Raw genomic sequence first — 18,009 nt, forward strand, 5'->3', positions numbered from 1 at the left:
AACAATCTTCGCAAGAAACTCGACACAATATGTCATTTCAACTATAATTTGCTTAATAAAGTTTTTCGGGAGCGGGATTAGCTCCTAAAAAAATAACAACATCATAGCAATTAAAACAAGAAATGTTACAACTGTTTCTCTGCCAGTTTGCCCAAAATCTGAATAGAAGCTCTCAATTCATTCGACCATGGAAGACCAAAACTCAGCCGCATGCAATTCGAAAATTGATTTTGGAAAGAAAAAATTCTCCCCGGCGCAATGCTGATATTATGTTTCAGAGCCAAGTGATAAAATGCAGTCGTATCAATTTTTTTATCTAATTCCACCCATAGAAAAAAACCGCCCTGCGGCTGGCTTACTTTTGTGCCCGATGGAAAAGATTCCAGAACCGTATTGATATAATTAGTACAGTTACGATTTAGAATCTGACGAATTTTACGAAGATGGTTTTCGTAACGGCCATTTTTCAAAAAATCACCCACTACCTCATGCGTAATCGTAGGCGAGGAGATCGTATGGTACAATTTGGTCCTTAGGATTTCTTTTTTAAATTTTCCCGGCGACACCCAGCCCACACGATATCCCGGAGCCAGCGTTTTAGAAACAGAACTGCAGCAAAGCACAATACCGCTTTCATCATACGTTTTGCAGTTTGTCGGACGGCTGGAACCAAAATACAAATCGCCGTGTATATCATCTTCAATTAGCGGAACATTATAAAATTCCATTAATCGGACAGCCTCTTTTTTATGTTCAACCGGCATTGAACTTCCCGAAGGATTACTGAAGTTGCTCATTAAAACACAAGCTTTTATCTTTTTTGCAGCGAGTACTTTTTTCAAAGCTTCCAATTCAATTCCGGTAGTCATGTTTGTCGGAAGTTCCATTACATACAACCCGAGTGATTTTGCCAATTGCAAAACCCCAAAATAAACAGGGCTTTCCGTAATTATAGTATCTCCTGGTTTGGTCAAAGTCATTAAACAGTCAGAAATAGCACTGATACAGCCTGGTGTTGTAATAATATCTTCTTCTGTAAGTGAACCGCCCCAGCTAAAAGACCAGCGCGCAATCTCCTTTCTCAGATTCGGATTTCCCTGAATATCCTCATAACTCGTACCGCTGTTGGGCAGTGATCTCATGGCCTGAACCATTCCTTTGTTTAATTTCGCAATTGGAAGCAGTTCATTTGACGGAAAACCCAGTGAAAGCATGGTGACTTCTTTTTTCATGTCACCGTATACCAAATCTATTAAATCTTCACTTTCAATGTTTTGCAGGCTCAAGGCTGGTTTACTAGACGAAGGTTCAGTAATTATTCTAGACGAAATATTACTTACATAATAACCCGATTGCGGTCTGGATTCGATCAGCGAACGGCTCTCTACTTCGTAATACGCTTTGCTTACCGTGCTCATGCTGTAACCCGTTTCGGCACAAACTTCGCGTATAGAAGGCAGTTTATCCCCCACGTTTAACACGCCCGATTTGATCTGTTTTTCGATTCGGTCTGCAAACTGTAAATACAAATAGCTGGAATTTTTCATACTAAAAAAAGAAACTGTTATGGTGCAATTTACAAAAACTGTATCTGTATTGCTGTTTTATTTTTTAGAAATTTGCTTCATCAAAAGAAATAAATTCAAAAAACAATTTTTGTGAAAACAACAAAGTATTACATAGCAGCAATTGCAGCCTTTATTACATGGGGGCTTTTCAGTTTGGTTTTAAAGCCAATCCATGATTATGCATCGTTAGATATTTTATTTTTTCGTGTTTTCAGCTGCGGAATTTTGATGCTTTTGATTGCTTTTTTATTCAAAAGAAAACAAATAAAAGAAACAATTGAAATATTCAAAGCTTTATCAAAATCAGAAAAAAGAAAATCGATCCTGCTGAATGTCGGCGGCAGCGTCTTTTTGATGGCCAATTGGTTTACATTTATTTATGTAGTAAATCATGTAAGTGTAAAAGCGGCATCTCTGGCTTATCTCGTTTGCCCCATTCTGACCACACTTCTGGCTTATTTTATACTCAGCGAGAAATTATTAAAAACACAGTGGCTTTCTGTTGGATTAAGTATTTCGGGTTGTTTATTACTTTCGTACAGCGATATCATGGATATGTTTTTTAGTATCGTTATCGGGCTTACGTATGCGGCATACTTAGTAAGTCAGCGTGCCAATAAGGGTTTTGATAAATTTATTGTTTTAACTTTTCATATTACAGTTGCAGCATTGTTTTTACTGCCGTTTTATCCAGCTTACGGCGGATCTGTTCCAACCGAATTTAAGTTTTATTTCTTTATAGAAACAATTGCAATCGTATTTACCATAATACCGCTTTTCTTGAACCTGTACGCACTTTCTGGAATCAATTCCTCAACAGTAGGAATGCTGCTGAATATTAATCCCATGATTGCTTTTGGATTAGCGGCCTTTGTTTTCAAAGAAAGAATAACGCCATTACAAATTACAGCTTACGGCATAATCTTTTTGGCCGTATTGTTTTTTAATTCACATCATCTTTTTGCAATTAAGCAAAAAATAACCGCAATATCCAGACATTCACAGCGGTAATTCTAGCGTTTTTTATTGGTTTAAAATGTAAAATTACCAGAATCTTAACAGGATATTTAAGCAGGAATGATTATTTTTCATTCCTGCTTTTTTTATGCATTAAATGAATAAAGCCACGGATTATAAAGATTTTTTTTAGCCGCGAATTCACGATTTTTTTAATTTAATTTTTTAATAATTCGTGAATTCGCGGCTAAGCTCAACGCAATTAAATCTGCGGCAGAATATAAAACAAACTGAATACTATTATATGAAAAATACCAAACTTCAAGCCTTTACTCCCTTATTTTATTTAGTATGGTCAGATGATTTACTGACACAAAAAGAATTTTCAACCTTACAGGATTTTATTAATTCGCTTACTGTTTTATCTGCTGAAGACAAAGAATACCTGCTCTCTAAAGTAGACATTTCGAATCCGCCTTCGCGAAATGAACTCGCGCAATGGAAATCGGATATCGAAAAAAGCATTCAGGATACTTCTTCAATAAAATCGATTTTTGATATTGCAAAAGCACTTTCAGAAAACGAATTAGACTTAACCCCAATAGAATCCGATTTTATTAAATTAGAAAACGATTTAGGGATTTTAGGCGAAGAAGCATTGCAGAACTTTAAAACCAAAGCAGGTTCATTTACTACAAATTTAGAAACCAATGCCAGTTTTGACATTCAGAAAATTACAGAACTTTTAGATGGAAAAGAAGCGGCAATAATCAAAAAAGTAAAAGAGGTTATTTCACGACCTGAATTTGCTTACGAAACGTCTACCGATATTAATGTTTTCAGACAGACCGTTTACAAATGGTGTAAAATCCTGGCTGACGAAAATCTCGGAAACATGGCATACCCAAAGCAATACGGCGGCGGTGAAAACATAGCCGATTATTTTGCGATTATGGAAACATTAAGTTACCACGATTTGAGTTTAGTAATCAAATTCGGCGTTCAGTTTGGGCTTTGGGGAATGAGCGTACAGTCATTAGGAACCGAAAAGCATTATGCTAAATATTTAAAGGATATTGGTTCATTAAAACTTCCAGGATGTTTTGCCATGACCGAAACCCATCACGGATCTAATGTAAAAGGTCTCGAAACTACAGCAACTTACAATCATAACGATCAGACGTTTACCATTCATACACCATATAAAAACGCGCAGAAAGAATATATCGGAAATGCGGCAGTTCATGGTCAGGCTGCAACCGTTTTTGCTAAATTAATTATTGACGGACACGATTATGGTGTAAATGCATTTGTGGTTCCTTTACGAAATTCAGAAGGAATTGTCGAAAAAGGCATCACGATCGGCGACTGCGGCCACAAAATGGGATTAAACGGCGTTGATAACGGAACAATTAGTTTTGACAATGTTGTAATTCCGAAAGATAATATGCTCGATCGTTTTGCTTCTGTAAATGAAAAAGGAGAATTCGAAAGCCCGATTCCGAGTGATAATCGTAGATTTTTCACCATGTTAGGAACGTTGGTCGGCGGGCGAATCGGGATTCCGCGTTCGGCATTGGCAGCAGCAAAATCTGGACTTACAATTGCCATTCGCTACAGCGATCAAAGAAGACAATTTGGACCAGAAGGCGGCTCAGAAGTTCCGATTTTAAATTACAGAATACATCAGAGAAGATTATTACCGCATTTAGCAAAAACTTATGCCGTTCATTTTGCTTTACAATATTTAACCAATCGATTTTTAAACAGAACCGAAGCCGAAATGCAGGAAATAGAAGCTTTGGCAGCAGGTTTAAAATCGTATTCGACATGGAGCACGAGAGATATTTTGCAGGAATGCCGTGAAGCTTGCGGCGGAAAAGGATATTTGTCTGAAAACAGAATAGATGCTTTAAAAAACGATACCGAAATTTACACCACGTTTGAAGGTGATAATACGGTTTTAATGCAGCTAGTAGCCAAAAACCGTCTGGCAGAATTTAGAAAATCGTTTGGAGAAATGGGATCGCTTGGGATCATTAATTACGTATACGAAAATGCAAAAACGGCCATCTCAGAAAAGAATCCGATTGCAACCAGAAAAACGGATGACGAGCATTTACTGGATGCAGAATTTCATCTTCAGGCATTTGTACATAGAGAAAAAACAATTTTAGCCTCTGCAGCCAGACGTATCAAAAAATTAATAGACGGAGGGTTAGAACCTTACGATGCCTTCAATGTGGTACAGCACCAGATGATCGATGTGGCTGAGGCGTATTTGGAAAGAATCGTTTTAGAACAATTTCAAATCGCGGTAAAAGCAGTGGAGGAAGAAAATTCTAAAGCTATTTTAACGAAATTAAGCCAGCTTTACGCGCTTTCGCAGATCGAAAAAAACAAAGCCTGGTATTTGGAAGACGGTTATATGGAAGCTGTAAAAACCAAAGCAGTGCGTAAAATGGTCAATCAGCTTTGCTGGGACATTCGTCCAGATGCAGTGGCTTTGGTCAATGCATTTGATATTCCAGAAAGCTGTTTAGCGGCACCGATTGCAGTGTAATTTTTAAACCATATAAGTGATTTAAGTAATTTGAGGGACTTTGTCAAAGTTTTTAAACATTGACAAAGTTTTTTCTTTTAATGAACTTAACGCATAGTTTTCTCATCTCGAGGAATTTAATGATGTAATAAAGTTATTTATATCAAATTCAATTAAATTAAATCATTTTACTATTGAAGTAACCGACTTTTTGAAAATCTTCTATATTCATGGAAATTGAAGAAACTTCAGGAAGAATGATTTTTAATTTACTTACAACAGCTTTTGATAAATTATTCTTTTGTTCATCATTTCTGCCTTCCATTATATATCCAAAAACGTGAATAAAATCATTTAAAGTGTTTCCGTTGTTATAATAAGAAAAAGGATGAATACGAACTTTTATCTCAGGAGCAGTAAAAAGACCTGTCGATAAGGCAGCATCAAAAACTTCCTGCATTATTTCAGCTGCAGCTTTTAATTGTAATACTTTTTCAGAGCAGTCAATAATAAAATTTGGCATTGGTTTAGTTTTTTGGTTAGCATTTATGGTAAACAAAATTAAAAAACATTCTTTGTTTGCAATTAATTTGTATGGTGCAAATAATTCATTTTTCTGTTTACACTTTATATTATATTTGTAACTCTTATTTTTTTATCAGTTGAAAAATCCAGTTTTGTTTCTTTTTATTGTTCTTCTAAACTTTCCGCTTTATGCTTCAGAAAGTACAGGTGATATTTTTAAAGAATTGAATGAAGCCTTAAAAAACAAACAGCATTACGTCAAACTCAAAGAAGAACGGATTTTAAATTTTAAAAAGATCAAATCCGAAAATTGGACTAAGGAACAGGAATACAACTACAATAAAACATTATATTTAGAATATCAGAAATTCAATTCTGATTCGGCTATTCATTACGTAAAAAAGAATCTTAAGCTAGGAGAAGAACTTCAAAATACAAAACTCTTTAATTTAGCACAATTACAGTTGGTTACGCTTTATTCTTCCTCAGGAAAATACCGCGAATCAGAAGCATTGTTAAAAAGCATTCGCAAACAAGATCTGGCTTCAGATTTATTGCCAAATTATTATATAGCGTATCGCGAATTTTTTGAACATTATGCTGCAAATAGTTTTAACGAAGAATACCGTCGTCAGATTATAAAATACAGAGATTCACTGCTTACGATTCTCAATCCTAAATCGCTGGACTATAAGATAAACAGCATTCAGCAGGATATTTTCCATAAAAAATTTAATAACACACAGAAACAGTTACAGGATTTATTAGAAGTTACTCCCGAAGATAATCCGCAGTATGCGATGATTACCTATCTGCTGGGGAAAATTTATGAAGCCACTAATAATCTGGAACTGCGAAAAAAATACTATGCTCTTTCTGCAACATCAGACCTGAAAAATGCCAATAAAGACAATGCTTCGCTGCAAGAGCTGGCATTGGTTTTTTATGAAATCGGTGATGTAGATATGGCCTACAAACTTACGCAGTCGGCAATTGAAGACGCCTTGTATTGCAATGTTCAGTTTCGAACCCTTTTAATGTCAGAAGTATATTCTATTATCAATACGGTTTATTTGGAACGAGAGGCACAGCGAAAAAGCGAATTACAGATTTATTTACTCTGTATCAGTCTGCTTTCTTTATTTTTAATTGTGGCCGTGATTTACGTTTACATTCAGATGAAAAAAGTTTCAAGAATTCGATCCGAGCTTTATGAAACCACTCAAAAACTTGCTGAATTAAATAAAGACATTACCGAAACCAATAAACAGCTGCAAGATAAGAACTCACAATTATCAGAGTCCAATCATGTAAAAGAAGAATATATTGCGCATTTTTTCAGCCTTTGTTCGGCTTACATCAATAAACTCGAAAATTATCGAATCATTCTGAACAAAAAAGCTACGGCAAAACAATTTGACGAAATCTATAAAATATTAAAATCAACAACTTTAGTCGACAACGAGCTGGAAGAATTGTACAAGAATTTTGATATTATCTTTCTCAATTTGTATCCCACTTTCGTGAAAGACTTTAATGCATTATTAATTCCCGAAGAACAAATTGTATTAAAACAAAACGAACTCTTAAATACAGAGCTTCGAATTTTTGCCCTCATCCGCCTCGGTATTACCGATAGTGTCAAAATTGCGGCTTTTCTTCGTTATTCTTTAAGTACGATTTACAACTACAGAACAAGAGCTCGAAATAAAGCGGCTGTTTCGCGAAATGATTTCGAAGAAATGGTCATGAAAATCGGTTCATTGGCATTGAAAATCTAAATATTTATTTCAAAACTACTACTTTTTTTGAATTTATTTTTTAATTAAATAATTGATTGTCAGTTTTTTAATTTTTTAAACTACTACTTTTTTACGTTTAAAATTCTAACGTGTACTATAACGTTTTAGTTTTACATTATGATTAAAGGTACTTTTGACCACTAGTACTTTTTTGGTAAATTATAATGCTTAATAAATACTGTTATGTTTAAAAACGTTAAAACAATTGTTGTTTTACTTTTACTGACTTCGTTGGGCGCAGGAGCTCAAAACAAAGTTCCAGTTTATCTAGATGATAAAAAGCCGATTAGTGAAAGAGTAGAAGATGCGCTTTCGCGAATGACGACCGAAGAGAAAATTGCCATGATCCATGCGCAGTCTAAATTTAGTTCTCCAGGTGTAAAACGTCTTGGGATTCCAGAAAACTGGATGACCGATGGGCCTCACGGAATTCGTACTGAAGTAAAATGGGACGAATGGGATCAGGCAGGATGGACAAACGATTCTTGTATTGCATTTCCGGCTCTTACAGCACTTTCTTCAACATGGAACAAAGAATTGGCTTCTTTATATGGTAAATCTATTGGAGAAGAAGCACGTTACCGTAACAAAAACGTATTATTAGGACCGGGAGTCAATATTTACAGAAGTCCGCTTAACGGACGTAACTTTGAATATATGGGAGAAGACCCTTTTTTGGCTTCAAAAATGGTGGTTCCTTATATTAAAGGTGTTCAGTCCAATGGTGTTGCTGCCTGCGTAAAACACTTTGCCTTAAATAATCAGGAAACCAATCGTAACTCAGTAAACGTGATTGTAGATGATCGTGCATTATACGAGATTTATCTTCCGGCTTTTAAAGCGGCAGTTCAAGAAGGTGATGTCTGGTCAATTATGGGATCTTACAACAAATATAAAGGACAGCAATGCTGCCACAACGAATATTTATTAAACGATATCCTTCGCGGTGAATGGGGCTTTAAAGGAGTTGTAGTTTCGGATTGGGGAGGCGTAAATGATACCAAACAAGCGATCCACAATGGTTTGGATATGGAGTTTGGTTCTTGGACCAACGGACTTTCTTGGGGGACCAGCAATGCTTACGATAACTACTATTTAGCAAAACCTTACGAAGCCATGATTAAAAGAGGCGAAGTAGGAACAAAAGAATTGGACGAAAAAGTGAGACGTATTCTGCGTTTGTCTTTTTTGACTACTATGGACAGAAACAGACCTTTTGGATCTTTTGGCACACAAGAACACGCAGACGCGGGCCGTAAAATTGCTGAAGAAGGAATTGTGTTACTTCAAAACACCAACAATATTCTGCCAATTAATCTTTCTAAGACTAAAAAGATTGCCGTAATTGGAGAAAATGCCATTAAAATGATGACCGTTGGCGGCGGAAGTTCTTCGCTTAAAGCAAGATATGAAATTACACCGCTTGAAGGTTTAAAGAAAAGAATCGGAAATCAAGCTGAAATTGTATACGCAAGAGGTTATGTTGGAGATCCGACAAGTAATTATAACGGAGTTGTTGCCAAAGTAAGTTTAGAAGAAAAACGTCCTCAGGCAGCACTAACTGCAGAAGCTTTAAAAATTGCTAAAGATGCGGATATCGTTCTTTTTATTGGAGGTTTGAACAAGAGTGAAAATCAGGATGATGAAGGACACGATCGTAAACATTTAGAATTGCCTTATGGTCAGGACAAATTAATAAGCGAATTGGCTAAAGTAAATAAAAACATCGTTTTTGTAAATATTTCTGGAAATGCAGTAGCAATGCCTTGGATCAAAGAAGTTCCGGGAATTGTACAAGGATGGTTTTTAGGAACAGAAGCGGGAAATGCTTTAGCAAATGTTTTGGTGGGAGATGTAAATCCTTCTGGGAAATTATCATTCACTTTCCCTGTTAAGTTAGCAGATAATGGGGCGCACGCTTTAGGCGAATTCCCAGGCGGCGATGAGGTAAAATATAACGAAGGAATTTTTGTCGGATACCGCTGGACAGACAAACAAAAAATCAAACCACTATTTTCTTTTGGTCACGGATTAAGCTACACCACCTTTGCTTACGGAAAAGTAACCGCTGATAAAAAACAAATGAACGCTGGAGACAAAATCACTTTTTCGGTAAGCGTTAAAAATACAGGAAGCAGAGAAGGATCAGAAGTTGTGCAATTGTATATTACAGATTTAAAATCTTCTTTACCTCGTCCGATTAAAGAATTAAAAGGATTTGAGAAAGTTTCGCTAAAAGCGGGAGAAGAAAAAACAGTAAGCATTACAATCGACAAAACTGCTTTAAGTTTCTTCGACGATAAAAAACACGACTGGGTTGCAGAACCTGGAGATTTTGAAGCTTTAATAGGAGCTTCGGCAGCAGATATAAAATCTAAAGTGAATTTTTCACTTAAATAGTTTTTATTATTTCTAAACTTGGTTGGTTGGTAAAGCTGCAATGGTAAAAGTTGCGGCTTTATTTTTAAGCTAAATTGACTTAATCTCTTAATGGTGAAAAATACAGCTAAAAGTTGTTTCAAAAAAAAATATTATAAAATATAAATCTTATGAAAAGAATTCTACTTGGTATTATGATGCTTTTTTTAGCACAAAATACTTCGGCGCAGAGCCTCAATAAAATGCAGTGGTTTAATGAACCTGAAAAATGGGAAATCAAAAACAATGCTTTAATAATGAATGTTACCGCCAATAGTGATTACTGGCGTATTTCGCACTATGGTTTTACAGTAGATGATGCGCCATTTTACTATGCCAATTATGGAGGCGAATTTGAAGCAAAAGTAAAATTGACCGGAAATTACATCGCTCGTTTTGACCAAATGGGATTAATGATCCGCATTGACGAGAAAAACTATATTAAAACAGGAGTTGAATTTGTAGACGGAAAATTTAATATCAGTACCGTAGTAACACACGATAAAAGCGATTGGAGTGTCACAACTCTAGAAAAAGCACCGCCTTTTATCTGGATTAAAGTCGTAAGAAGATTAGATGCGGTCGAAGTATTTTATTCTTTTGATGATAAAAACTACATCATGACCAGAAATGCCCCCTTGCAAGACAATGCGCCTGTAATGGTTGGGTTAATGGCCGCTTCGCCAGACGGAAAAGGTTTTGAAGCTAAATTTGAAAACTTCACGGTAAAACATTTACCAGATCAAAGAAGATCAGAATGGCTTAAAAATCATCAATAGCAAGTAGTAAATTAGATAATTAAATAATTAGCGAATTAGATTCGTAAATAATATGGTTTTTACTGAAAGCTTTGCGATCTTTGCGAAAAAACTTTACGTTTAAAATATCTTAACCAGAAAAAACTAACTTTTTATAATCAAAAATATTATGAGTTCGATAGCATCAGACATTAAACCCAAAAAACATTACGAAATTCTCGATGGTCTTCGCGGCGTTGCTGCTATTTTAGTGGTCGCTTTTCATATTTTTGAAGCCCACGGCGGCGGGAACCGCTTTGTGCAAATCATTAACCACGGATATCTTGCGGTTGATTTCTTTTTTCTTTTGTCTGGTTTTGTCGTGGCTTATGCCTACGACGACCGCTGGGGCAGAATGGGACAATGGGATTTTTACAAGCGAAGATTAATACGTTTACAGCCTATGGTAATCATGGGAATGATTATCGGAGCGATATTTTATTATCTTCAGGCTTCAGACATTTTGTTTCCGATGATTGCAGGAATGCCGGTTTGGAAAGTTATTCTCACGATGATTGTGGGTTTTACATTATTACCGATTCCGCCTTCGTTAGAAATTAGAGGCTGGGGCGAAATGCATCCGCTAAATGGCCCGGCTTGGTCGCTTTTCTTCGAATATATTGCCAATATACTTTATGCAGTGCTTTTTAGAAGATTCTCTAATAAAGTCATGACAGTCTTTGTTTTAATCTTTGCAGGATTATTAATTAATTATACAGTTTTTGGCCCAAAAGGAGATGTAATAGGAGGGTGGTCTTTAAATCTGGAACAAATGAACGTTGGTTTTACACGTCTTTTGTATCCGTTTTTTGCGGGAGTATTATTGTCTCGCTTAGGAAAATTAATTCACATCAAAGGCGCATTTTGGATTTGCAGTTTGTTGATTACGATTGTTTTAGCCATTCCGAGAATTGGAGACGAAAACAGCTTATGGATGAATGGTCTTTACGAATCTTTTGCCATTATTTTAGTTTTTCCTTTAATTGTTGCGATCGGAGCCGGAGGCGAAATCAAAAATGCGTTTTCATTAAAAGTATGTAAGCTTTTTGGAGATATTTCTTACCCAATTTACATCACACATTACCCGCTTATTTATTGGTATACTGCCTGGGTTGTCGATAATAAAGTTTCTTTGGCTGACGGTTACAAAACAGGACTGGGAGTTTTATTTGCCAGTATTGTTTTGGCATATTTATGTTTAAAATTGTATGATGAACCTGTACGCAATTGGCTTCAGAATAAATTTCAAAAGCAAAAACCAGCGTCGGCTTTATAATTTTTTTTAGAGTTTGTAATTTTTGTTAGTTGCAAATTGTTAAAAGGGATGAAATTTCTGTATTTCATCCCTTTTTTAATTTAAATTTATATTGTTTTAAAATATTACAAAATGTCTCCATTAGAAGAAATCCATAATATGCCTATTTATCAAAAGGCAGAACAAATTTTTCAGCTTACACAAGGACTTATACAGATTGTTCCGTTAGAAGATGAGTTTTTACAAGAAACCGTTGTAAAATTCATGGCAGAAAATGCTATGTTGATCCCAGTTAAAATTGCTGGCGCAGAAGGCGGTGATTTGTATGATCTTAGAATGGAAAACGCAGCCATAATCCGAAAGGCAGCAAGAGAATTATACGTACAAGCCGGAAGCCTTCGTTTTGCAGAGGGAATTCGCGACAAAGATTATATCGAGCTACTGCGCAATACCATTGAAGAATTTCGTCTCTTGTTTGTAGATTGGGTGGCAGGATTTGATCAATGGAATTACATTAAAGACAGCTGGGGATTGTTTAATCCGCCGGGAGTAAATGCCCACGACAAAGATCCAGACGAAGATATTCCGTTTAATCTCAACGAATTTTTAGAGTTTGGCGACGATGATGATAACGATGACGACGACGATTTTTAAACAGCAAAAAGGATGAAAGTATTTTTCATCCCTTTTTTAATGCATTACTGCAATTCGTAAAAATCTCTTTTTCCAATTTTGATTTTAGTATTGGCTTTAATTTCAACTGCTTCATTTGGATCTGCAATTTTTATCATGTTGATTTGAACTGCGCCGCTTTCGATCAATCTGCGGTTAGCCGATTTGCTGATTTCTTTTTTGATCTGCGTACACAATTCAATCAAAGTGATGGTATCAGTTTTTACCTCTAATGAACTGATTAAAACGGGTAAAAAAGATTTTGATGCCGCATTTTTACTCTGAAATTGATTTACAAAAAAAGCTTCTGCTTCTGTTGCTTTTTCAATAGAATGGTATTGTGTAATGATATTTTTTGCAATGAGTTTCTTAATATTCATTGGGTTTTCATTCTGTTCTAATCGTTCTTTTAGATTTTGTTTTTCATCTAAAGAAAAAGAAGCTGCCAATTCTAAAAACTCCAAAATCAGACTATCAGGAATCGACATTGTTTTACCAAACATTTCGTTAGGTTCATCTATAAGACCAATCGTATTATTTAAAGATTTACTCATCTTTTCTTTGCCGTCCAGACCTTTCAGCAATGGCATGCACATTACAATCTGTGGAGACATTTTAAAATTTTCCTGTAACTGCCTTCCCATTGTGCAGTTAAACAATTGGTCTGTACCGCCCATTTCGATATCTGCATTGATTTTAACCGAATCAAAACCCTGCAAAATTGGGTAAGCCAGCTCATGCATCCCTATTGGTGAATTCTCTGTAAAACGCTTATTAAAATCATTACGATGCATTAGCTGCGCAACAGTAACATTCGACATAATCTGAATTACTTCAGAAAAAGAAAGCGCATCCAGCCATTCAGAGTTGAAAACTATTTTAGCTTTTTCTACATCAATAATTTTGGATAACTGCGAAATGTACGTTGCCGCATTATGCTGCACTTCTTCAGCACTTAATGGTTTTCGGCTTTTGTTTTTTCCCGTCGGATCTCCGATTCTTGCTGTAAAACTTCCCACGACAATTACAATTTGATGTCCTAAATCCTGAAACTCTTTCAGTTTTTTCAATACCACAGCGTGTCCCAAATGTAAGTCTGGCGCCGTGGGATCAAAACCCAGTTTGATTACTAATTTTCTGTTTTCTTTTGCTGCCTGATTTAGTTTTTCTTCCAAACCATTTTCAGGAAGAAAGATTTCGACATTTTCTTTTAATCTTTGAATTGTTTCCATTTTGTTTAAATAAAAAAAGCCCGGACAAAATGCCCGGGCTTTAAGGTTATATAATTTTTATCTGTTATTTTACGAAAGTAAATACGTTGAATTATAAGCATAGCCAATCCGAGCAAATATTACTTTGTGATAATAAGTGCTGAAAAATGGAAGGCGTAATATGCTGTTCAAGAATTTCATAAGACTGCAAAGATAAAATTTTAATTAATTTATTGTATGCAATGGATAAAAATAATACGTACGAAATGTTTTGGTCTTATTCTAAAACCAATTCTGCTAAAGCTTCTTTACTAAAACCTTTTAATTGATCCGTTTTTCCAGCTTTGATTTTAGCCACCCAATTCGGATCAGATAAAAGAGGTCTTCCCACAGCAACTAAATCAAAATCGCCTCTGTCAAAACGTCTGTTTAATTCTTCAAGAGAAGTTGGCTCAGAGCTCTCTCCGGCAAAAGCACCAAAGAAATCGCCGGACAAACCAACAGAACCCACGGTAATTGTAGGCGCTCCCGTAACTTTTTTTGCCCATCCTGCAAAGTTCAGATCAGAACCTTCAAATTCTGGTTCCCAAAAACGGCGCTGCGAAGCGTGTATAATGTCAACACCAGCATCAACAAGAGGAGTAAGCCAAGCCTCTAATTCTGCAGGATTTTTAGCCAGTTTATAATTATAATCAGAAGGTTTAAATTGAGAAAAACGCATTATAACTGCAAAATCATTCCCTACTTGTTTTCTAATTTCTTTTATTACTTCTATTGCAAAACGATTGCGTTCCGGCAAAGTTTTTCCTCCGTAAATATCTTCACGCAAATTGGTTTGAGGATTAAAGAATTGGTCAATTAAATAACCGTGTGCCCCGTGAATTTCGATAGTATCAAAACCTAATCTTTTAGCATCGGCTGCGGCTTTACCAAAAGCAAGGATAGTATCTTCAATATCTTTTTCGGTCATCGAAACCCCATTTCTAAAATCAGGACGGTTTAATCCAGACGGTCCTTCAAACGGAACTGGCGGCACCCATCCCGAATGATGGTTGTCCATAATTCCCATATGCCAGATCTGCGGTCCCATTTGGCCGCCCGCGGCATGAACTTCATTTATTACTTTTTGCCATCCTTTTAAAGCTTCATCGCCATAAAAATGAGGTACATTAGCATCGTTTGATGATGAAGGTCTGTCGATAACAGTTCCTTCAGATAATATTAAACCAACTTCGCCTGCAGCTCTTTTTTGGTAGTAAGCGGCTACTGTATCCGTTGGATTTCCGTTTGGAGAAAATGAGCGCGTCATTGGCGCCATTACGATTCGGTTTTTCAGATTTAACGTCTTTAAGTTAAATGGAGAAAACAGGTTGTTTGTACTCATAGTAATTTACAAATTAGATTGAATTAAGTTACTGAGTGCTTCAAAGGCACCTTCGTTGCGTTTATAATAAGTCCATTGTCCAACACGTTTGGCTTCGATAAAGCCCGCGCGCTGTAAAATAGACAGGTATTCGGATACTGTAGATTGTGTTAAACCAGCCTTTGCCTGAATCTGCCCAACGCAGACACCATGCTCAAATCCGGCATGCTGCAATTGATCCGGAAAATTAATTTCGGGTTCTTTTAGCCATTCCAGCATTTGCAATCTCGATTTATTAGATAATGCTTTAAAAATTTCTATCGTTTCCATGCCGCAAATATATCGACTTTTCCCGATATACCAATTTCCCGATATGCTTTTGTGATAATTTTATGATTGGAGCAGGAGAAAGTTTTAATCGCACAGAGATTTAACTAAAGAAAAATTTATATTTGTTTTTAAATTTAATCTTGCGAAGGCGCAGAGACACAGAGGGAATTAAACCATATAAGTAATAGAAAATAATGTAAGCAGGTCTAAAATGAACTTCTATTACTTATAGGGTTAAGAAAAAAAAACTTTGCGCTTTTGCGGCTTTGCGAGATAGAAAAAAATGATCCCCAAACAAATAAACGTAATCAAACTATGAAAAAAATCTACCTAGTATTAACCTTCACATTCTTCAATTTATTACTAACCAACGCACAAGTTGTAGGAACAGACATTGGCGATATCGCACCAGAAATTGATCTTCCGGATACAAAAGGAGAAAATCAAGTGTTGTCGTCTTTAAGAGGATCATTGGTTTTGGTTGACTTTTGGGCTTCTTGGTGCGGACCCTGCATAAAAGAACAGCCTTTATTACTAAAACTTCACAATGCTTATCCTGACAAATTATCGATTTACAGCGTTTCTATGGATACTAAAAAAGCGCTTTGGACCGCTGCAATAGCAAAAGGAAAATTACCTTGGATCAATGTAAGTGACTTAAAATACTGGCAGTCACCGGTTGTAGGAGCTTATTTGCTGCAATCTGTTCCGTTAAACTTTTTAGTAGATAAAAACGGAATTATTGTGGCAAAAAATATTCACGGAAAAGCTCTAGAGGATAAGATAAAATCGTTGCTGGAGTCAAAATAAAAGCCCAATAAAAACCAACTAATAGATAATGGAAGAACAGTTTAAAAGTTACGAAAAAACAATTCAAAAAAAACATAGTTTCGGAATGCCAAAATACAAAGAACAGTTTCGTACTTCTTTGAGTAAAACACTTTTTATTGCGCTTGCAGAAAAGGCAGTTTTAAAATTGGGCTGGCATTTGACATATAAAAACGAAAATTCTATAGAAGCAAAAAGAAATGAAACTAGTTTTGGTATTGATAAATGGACAGAAGCCATAACGATTACTTTTGATCATGGAAATGTAGAGGTAAAAAGCGAATCTTTAGGAAACGAAATTTGGGATATAGGCCGCAATTCTAAAAGAGTAAAATTATTTATTTATGCGTTTAAAGAAACTGAAAAAGAGTTTGATAAAGAGGCTTTAAACGAATTAGAAGCTGAGATTGAAAAGAAAAATAATTGGGACGATTATAGTATTCCGGAACATCTGCCTGCGCCGACTTTAGTTAAAAAGAAACAATTTCCAATTTTGGTTTTAGGCGGTGCCCTTATTGCTTTGCTGCTGGGGCTTATAGTTGCAGAAGTTTCGATACATGTGATTTACATTATTGGAGTTTTTGAGGTATTGGCAGGATTAGCGATTGCCTATTCATTAAAATTTTTAATTCAGATTGCCAATTTTGTAGACTTAAAGAAAATTCAGTACGTCATAATAGCAATGGTTTTTATAGTTTACAGCTCGAATCAGTATTTTCAATATTTAATTGTCTTAAATGAAAATGATATAAGTGGTCTAAGTTTTTATGAATTTCTTCAAATTATATTTTCAGAAGGATTATTTATCAAAAAAATAAATACCGGATGGATTGGGCTGGTATTAAGCTGGGTAGTTCAATTGGTTTTAACTTATTATATTGCGGTGGCAAGAGTTTCTTCGATTGTAATGGCTTATCAAATTGAAAAAATTCCAGTTGAGGTCATTGATTTTTCTTTTTACCACATTGTAAAAGGAAAATCTGAAAATGAAGTAAGAAAAGAGCTGGCTGCAAAAGGCTGGACAGATAAGGAAAATCAAGATGAAGTTTTTGAAGCCATGGCAGCAATTGGCGGCGTGACAGAGTTACAGCGAATGAAATAGTCAAAGGAGAAATTCGAGATTCTTTATTCCGTTTTAAAATCAAAATAAATAGCGATCTCTATATCAATTGCCCTCAGTTAAAGTAGAGGGCAATTGATATAATCATCACGTTTTAATGCTTCTTGGCAAAAAAAAAATCCAATTGAAAACCATAGTTTCAATTGGATTTTGGATTTTTTTCTTTTGGATTTTTCTAAATTTAAGACTCCCTCGTAACTTTTTTAACACCCCCAAAACTTGTTTTCAACATTTCTCTAATCTGAAACTGAGTTTTGTTTCCCGATGCATTTTTCCAATCTTTAAGATCATAAATATGAATTTGATCTGCATACGGATTCGTTAAAAACGAAATCCTTGAAATCGTGTATTTATAGTATTTCAGTTCGTGAGACACATGTCGATTCGGAACAACAATAAGTATGTTTTCCCAGTTCAAAAAGTCTTTCGGAACATCTGTTCTTTCTAATAATCCTAAAGATTCAAAAAAAGCATAAATTTTCTGATCATTAAGTTTATTTATCTTATGATCAAGGGTTTTAAAAGTACTTTGGAGTCTATTTTCGTTCATAATAGTACTCATAAGGTAATTGCTTTTTAGAATTTAAGTATAAAATTACGTCAAAAGAAAATTATTTTAGA

At 35.4% G+C, this 18,009-nt stretch carries 15 protein-coding genes; 9 read left to right on the forward strand and 6 right to left on the reverse strand.

Features of this window, described 5'->3' with window-relative positions; all coding sequences use genetic code 11:
- Window positions 1-125 precede the first annotated feature (125 nt).
- Window positions 126-1,547 (reverse strand): aminotransferase-like domain-containing protein, encoded by a 1,422-nt coding sequence (locus tag C4F50_RS04495; protein WP_193845221.1) that lies wholly within the window; start codon window positions 1,545-1,547, stop codon window positions 126-128.
- Window positions 1,548-1,658: 111 nt separating this feature from the next.
- On the opposite strand from C4F50_RS04495, the gene C4F50_RS04500 reads away from it, so the two are divergent.
- On the forward strand, window positions 1,659-2,579 hold the full coding sequence (locus C4F50_RS04500; RefSeq protein ID WP_193845222.1) for an EamA family transporter: 921 nt from the start codon (window positions 1,659-1,661) through the stop codon (window positions 2,577-2,579).
- A 250-nt stretch (window positions 2,580-2,829) separates the two neighbouring features.
- A complete protein-coding gene (locus C4F50_RS04505; RefSeq protein WP_193845223.1) occupies window positions 2,830-5,088 on the forward strand; it encodes an acyl-CoA dehydrogenase family protein in 2,259 nt (752 codons plus the stop codon).
- 157 nt (window positions 5,089-5,245) lie between these two features.
- On the opposite strand, the gene C4F50_RS04510 is transcribed toward C4F50_RS04505, so the two are convergent.
- Entirely contained in the window at window positions 5,246-5,590 is a 345-nt protein-coding gene (locus C4F50_RS04510; protein ID WP_193845224.1) for a 5-carboxymethyl-2-hydroxymuconate Delta-isomerase, read from the reverse strand.
- Between the two features lie 139 nt (window positions 5,591-5,729).
- Here C4F50_RS04510 and susR point away from each other — a divergent pair, with 139 nt between their 5' ends.
- The 5 genes from susR (at window position 5,730) to C4F50_RS04535 (ending at window position 12,518) form a co-directional block, all read left to right on the forward strand.
- Window positions 5,730-7,373: a SusR family glycan utilization regulator gene (gene susR, locus C4F50_RS04515; protein ID WP_193845225.1), complete on the forward strand. Its 1,644-nt coding sequence runs from the start codon at window positions 5,730-5,732 to the stop codon at window positions 7,371-7,373.
- Between the two features lie 204 nt (window positions 7,374-7,577).
- Entirely contained in the window at window positions 7,578-9,794 is a 2,217-nt protein-coding gene (locus C4F50_RS04520) for a glycoside hydrolase family 3 C-terminal domain-containing protein (protein WP_193845226.1), read from the forward strand.
- Between the two features lie 149 nt (window positions 9,795-9,943).
- Window positions 9,944-10,591, forward strand: a complete 648-nt coding sequence (locus C4F50_RS04525; protein WP_193845227.1) for a DUF1349 domain-containing protein — start codon at window positions 9,944-9,946, stop codon at window positions 10,589-10,591.
- 148 nt (window positions 10,592-10,739) lie between these two features.
- Window positions 10,740-11,885, forward strand: coding sequence for an acyltransferase family protein (locus C4F50_RS04530; protein ID WP_193845228.1), 1,146 nt, complete (start codon window positions 10,740-10,742; stop codon window positions 11,883-11,885).
- Window positions 11,886-11,996: 111 nt separating this feature from the next.
- Window positions 11,997-12,518 carry a hypothetical protein gene (locus C4F50_RS04535; RefSeq protein ID WP_193845229.1) on the forward strand — a complete coding sequence of 174 codons (522 nt, stop codon included), beginning with the start codon at window positions 11,997-11,999 and terminating at the stop codon, window positions 12,516-12,518.
- A 44-nt stretch (window positions 12,519-12,562) separates the two neighbouring features.
- Here the strand turns inward: C4F50_RS04535 and tyrS are convergent, their stop codons facing one another.
- The 3 genes from tyrS to C4F50_RS04550 all read right to left on the reverse strand — a co-directional run bounded on the left by tyrS (window position 12,563) and on the right by C4F50_RS04550 (window position 15,440).
- On the reverse strand, window positions 12,563-13,768 hold the full coding sequence (gene tyrS, locus C4F50_RS04540; RefSeq protein ID WP_193845230.1) for a tyrosine--tRNA ligase: 1,206 nt from the start codon (window positions 13,766-13,768) through the stop codon (window positions 12,563-12,565).
- Window positions 13,769-14,024: 256 nt separating this feature from the next.
- A complete protein-coding gene (locus C4F50_RS04545) occupies window positions 14,025-15,131 on the reverse strand; it encodes an NADH:flavin oxidoreductase (protein WP_193845231.1) in 1,107 nt (368 codons plus the stop codon).
- A 6-nt stretch (window positions 15,132-15,137) separates the two neighbouring features.
- On the reverse strand, window positions 15,138-15,440 hold the full coding sequence (locus C4F50_RS04550) for an ArsR/SmtB family transcription factor (RefSeq protein WP_193845232.1): 303 nt from the start codon (window positions 15,438-15,440) through the stop codon (window positions 15,138-15,140).
- A gap of 315 nt (window positions 15,441-15,755) precedes the next feature.
- Between C4F50_RS04550 and C4F50_RS04555 the strand changes: the two genes are divergently transcribed.
- Together C4F50_RS04555 and C4F50_RS04560 are read left to right on the forward strand one after the other, a co-directional pair.
- On the forward strand, window positions 15,756-16,250 hold the full coding sequence (locus tag C4F50_RS04555) for a TlpA family protein disulfide reductase (protein WP_193845233.1): 495 nt from the start codon (window positions 15,756-15,758) through the stop codon (window positions 16,248-16,250).
- Between the two features lie 28 nt (window positions 16,251-16,278).
- Window positions 16,279-17,370 carry a hypothetical protein gene (locus tag C4F50_RS04560; protein WP_193845234.1) on the forward strand — a complete coding sequence of 364 codons (1,092 nt, stop codon included), beginning with the start codon at window positions 16,279-16,281 and terminating at the stop codon, window positions 17,368-17,370.
- Window positions 17,371-17,569: 199 nt separating this feature from the next.
- Here C4F50_RS04560 and C4F50_RS04565 read toward each other — a convergent pair whose 3' ends face one another.
- A complete protein-coding gene (locus tag C4F50_RS04565) occupies window positions 17,570-17,950 on the reverse strand; it encodes a hypothetical protein (RefSeq protein ID WP_193845235.1) in 381 nt (126 codons plus the stop codon).
- Window positions 17,951-18,009 lie beyond the last annotated feature (59 nt).

The organism is Flavobacterium hungaricum (genome assembly GCF_015182285.1).
Taxonomy (GTDB): domain Bacteria; phylum Bacteroidota; class Bacteroidia; order Flavobacteriales; family Flavobacteriaceae; genus Flavobacterium; species Flavobacterium hungaricum.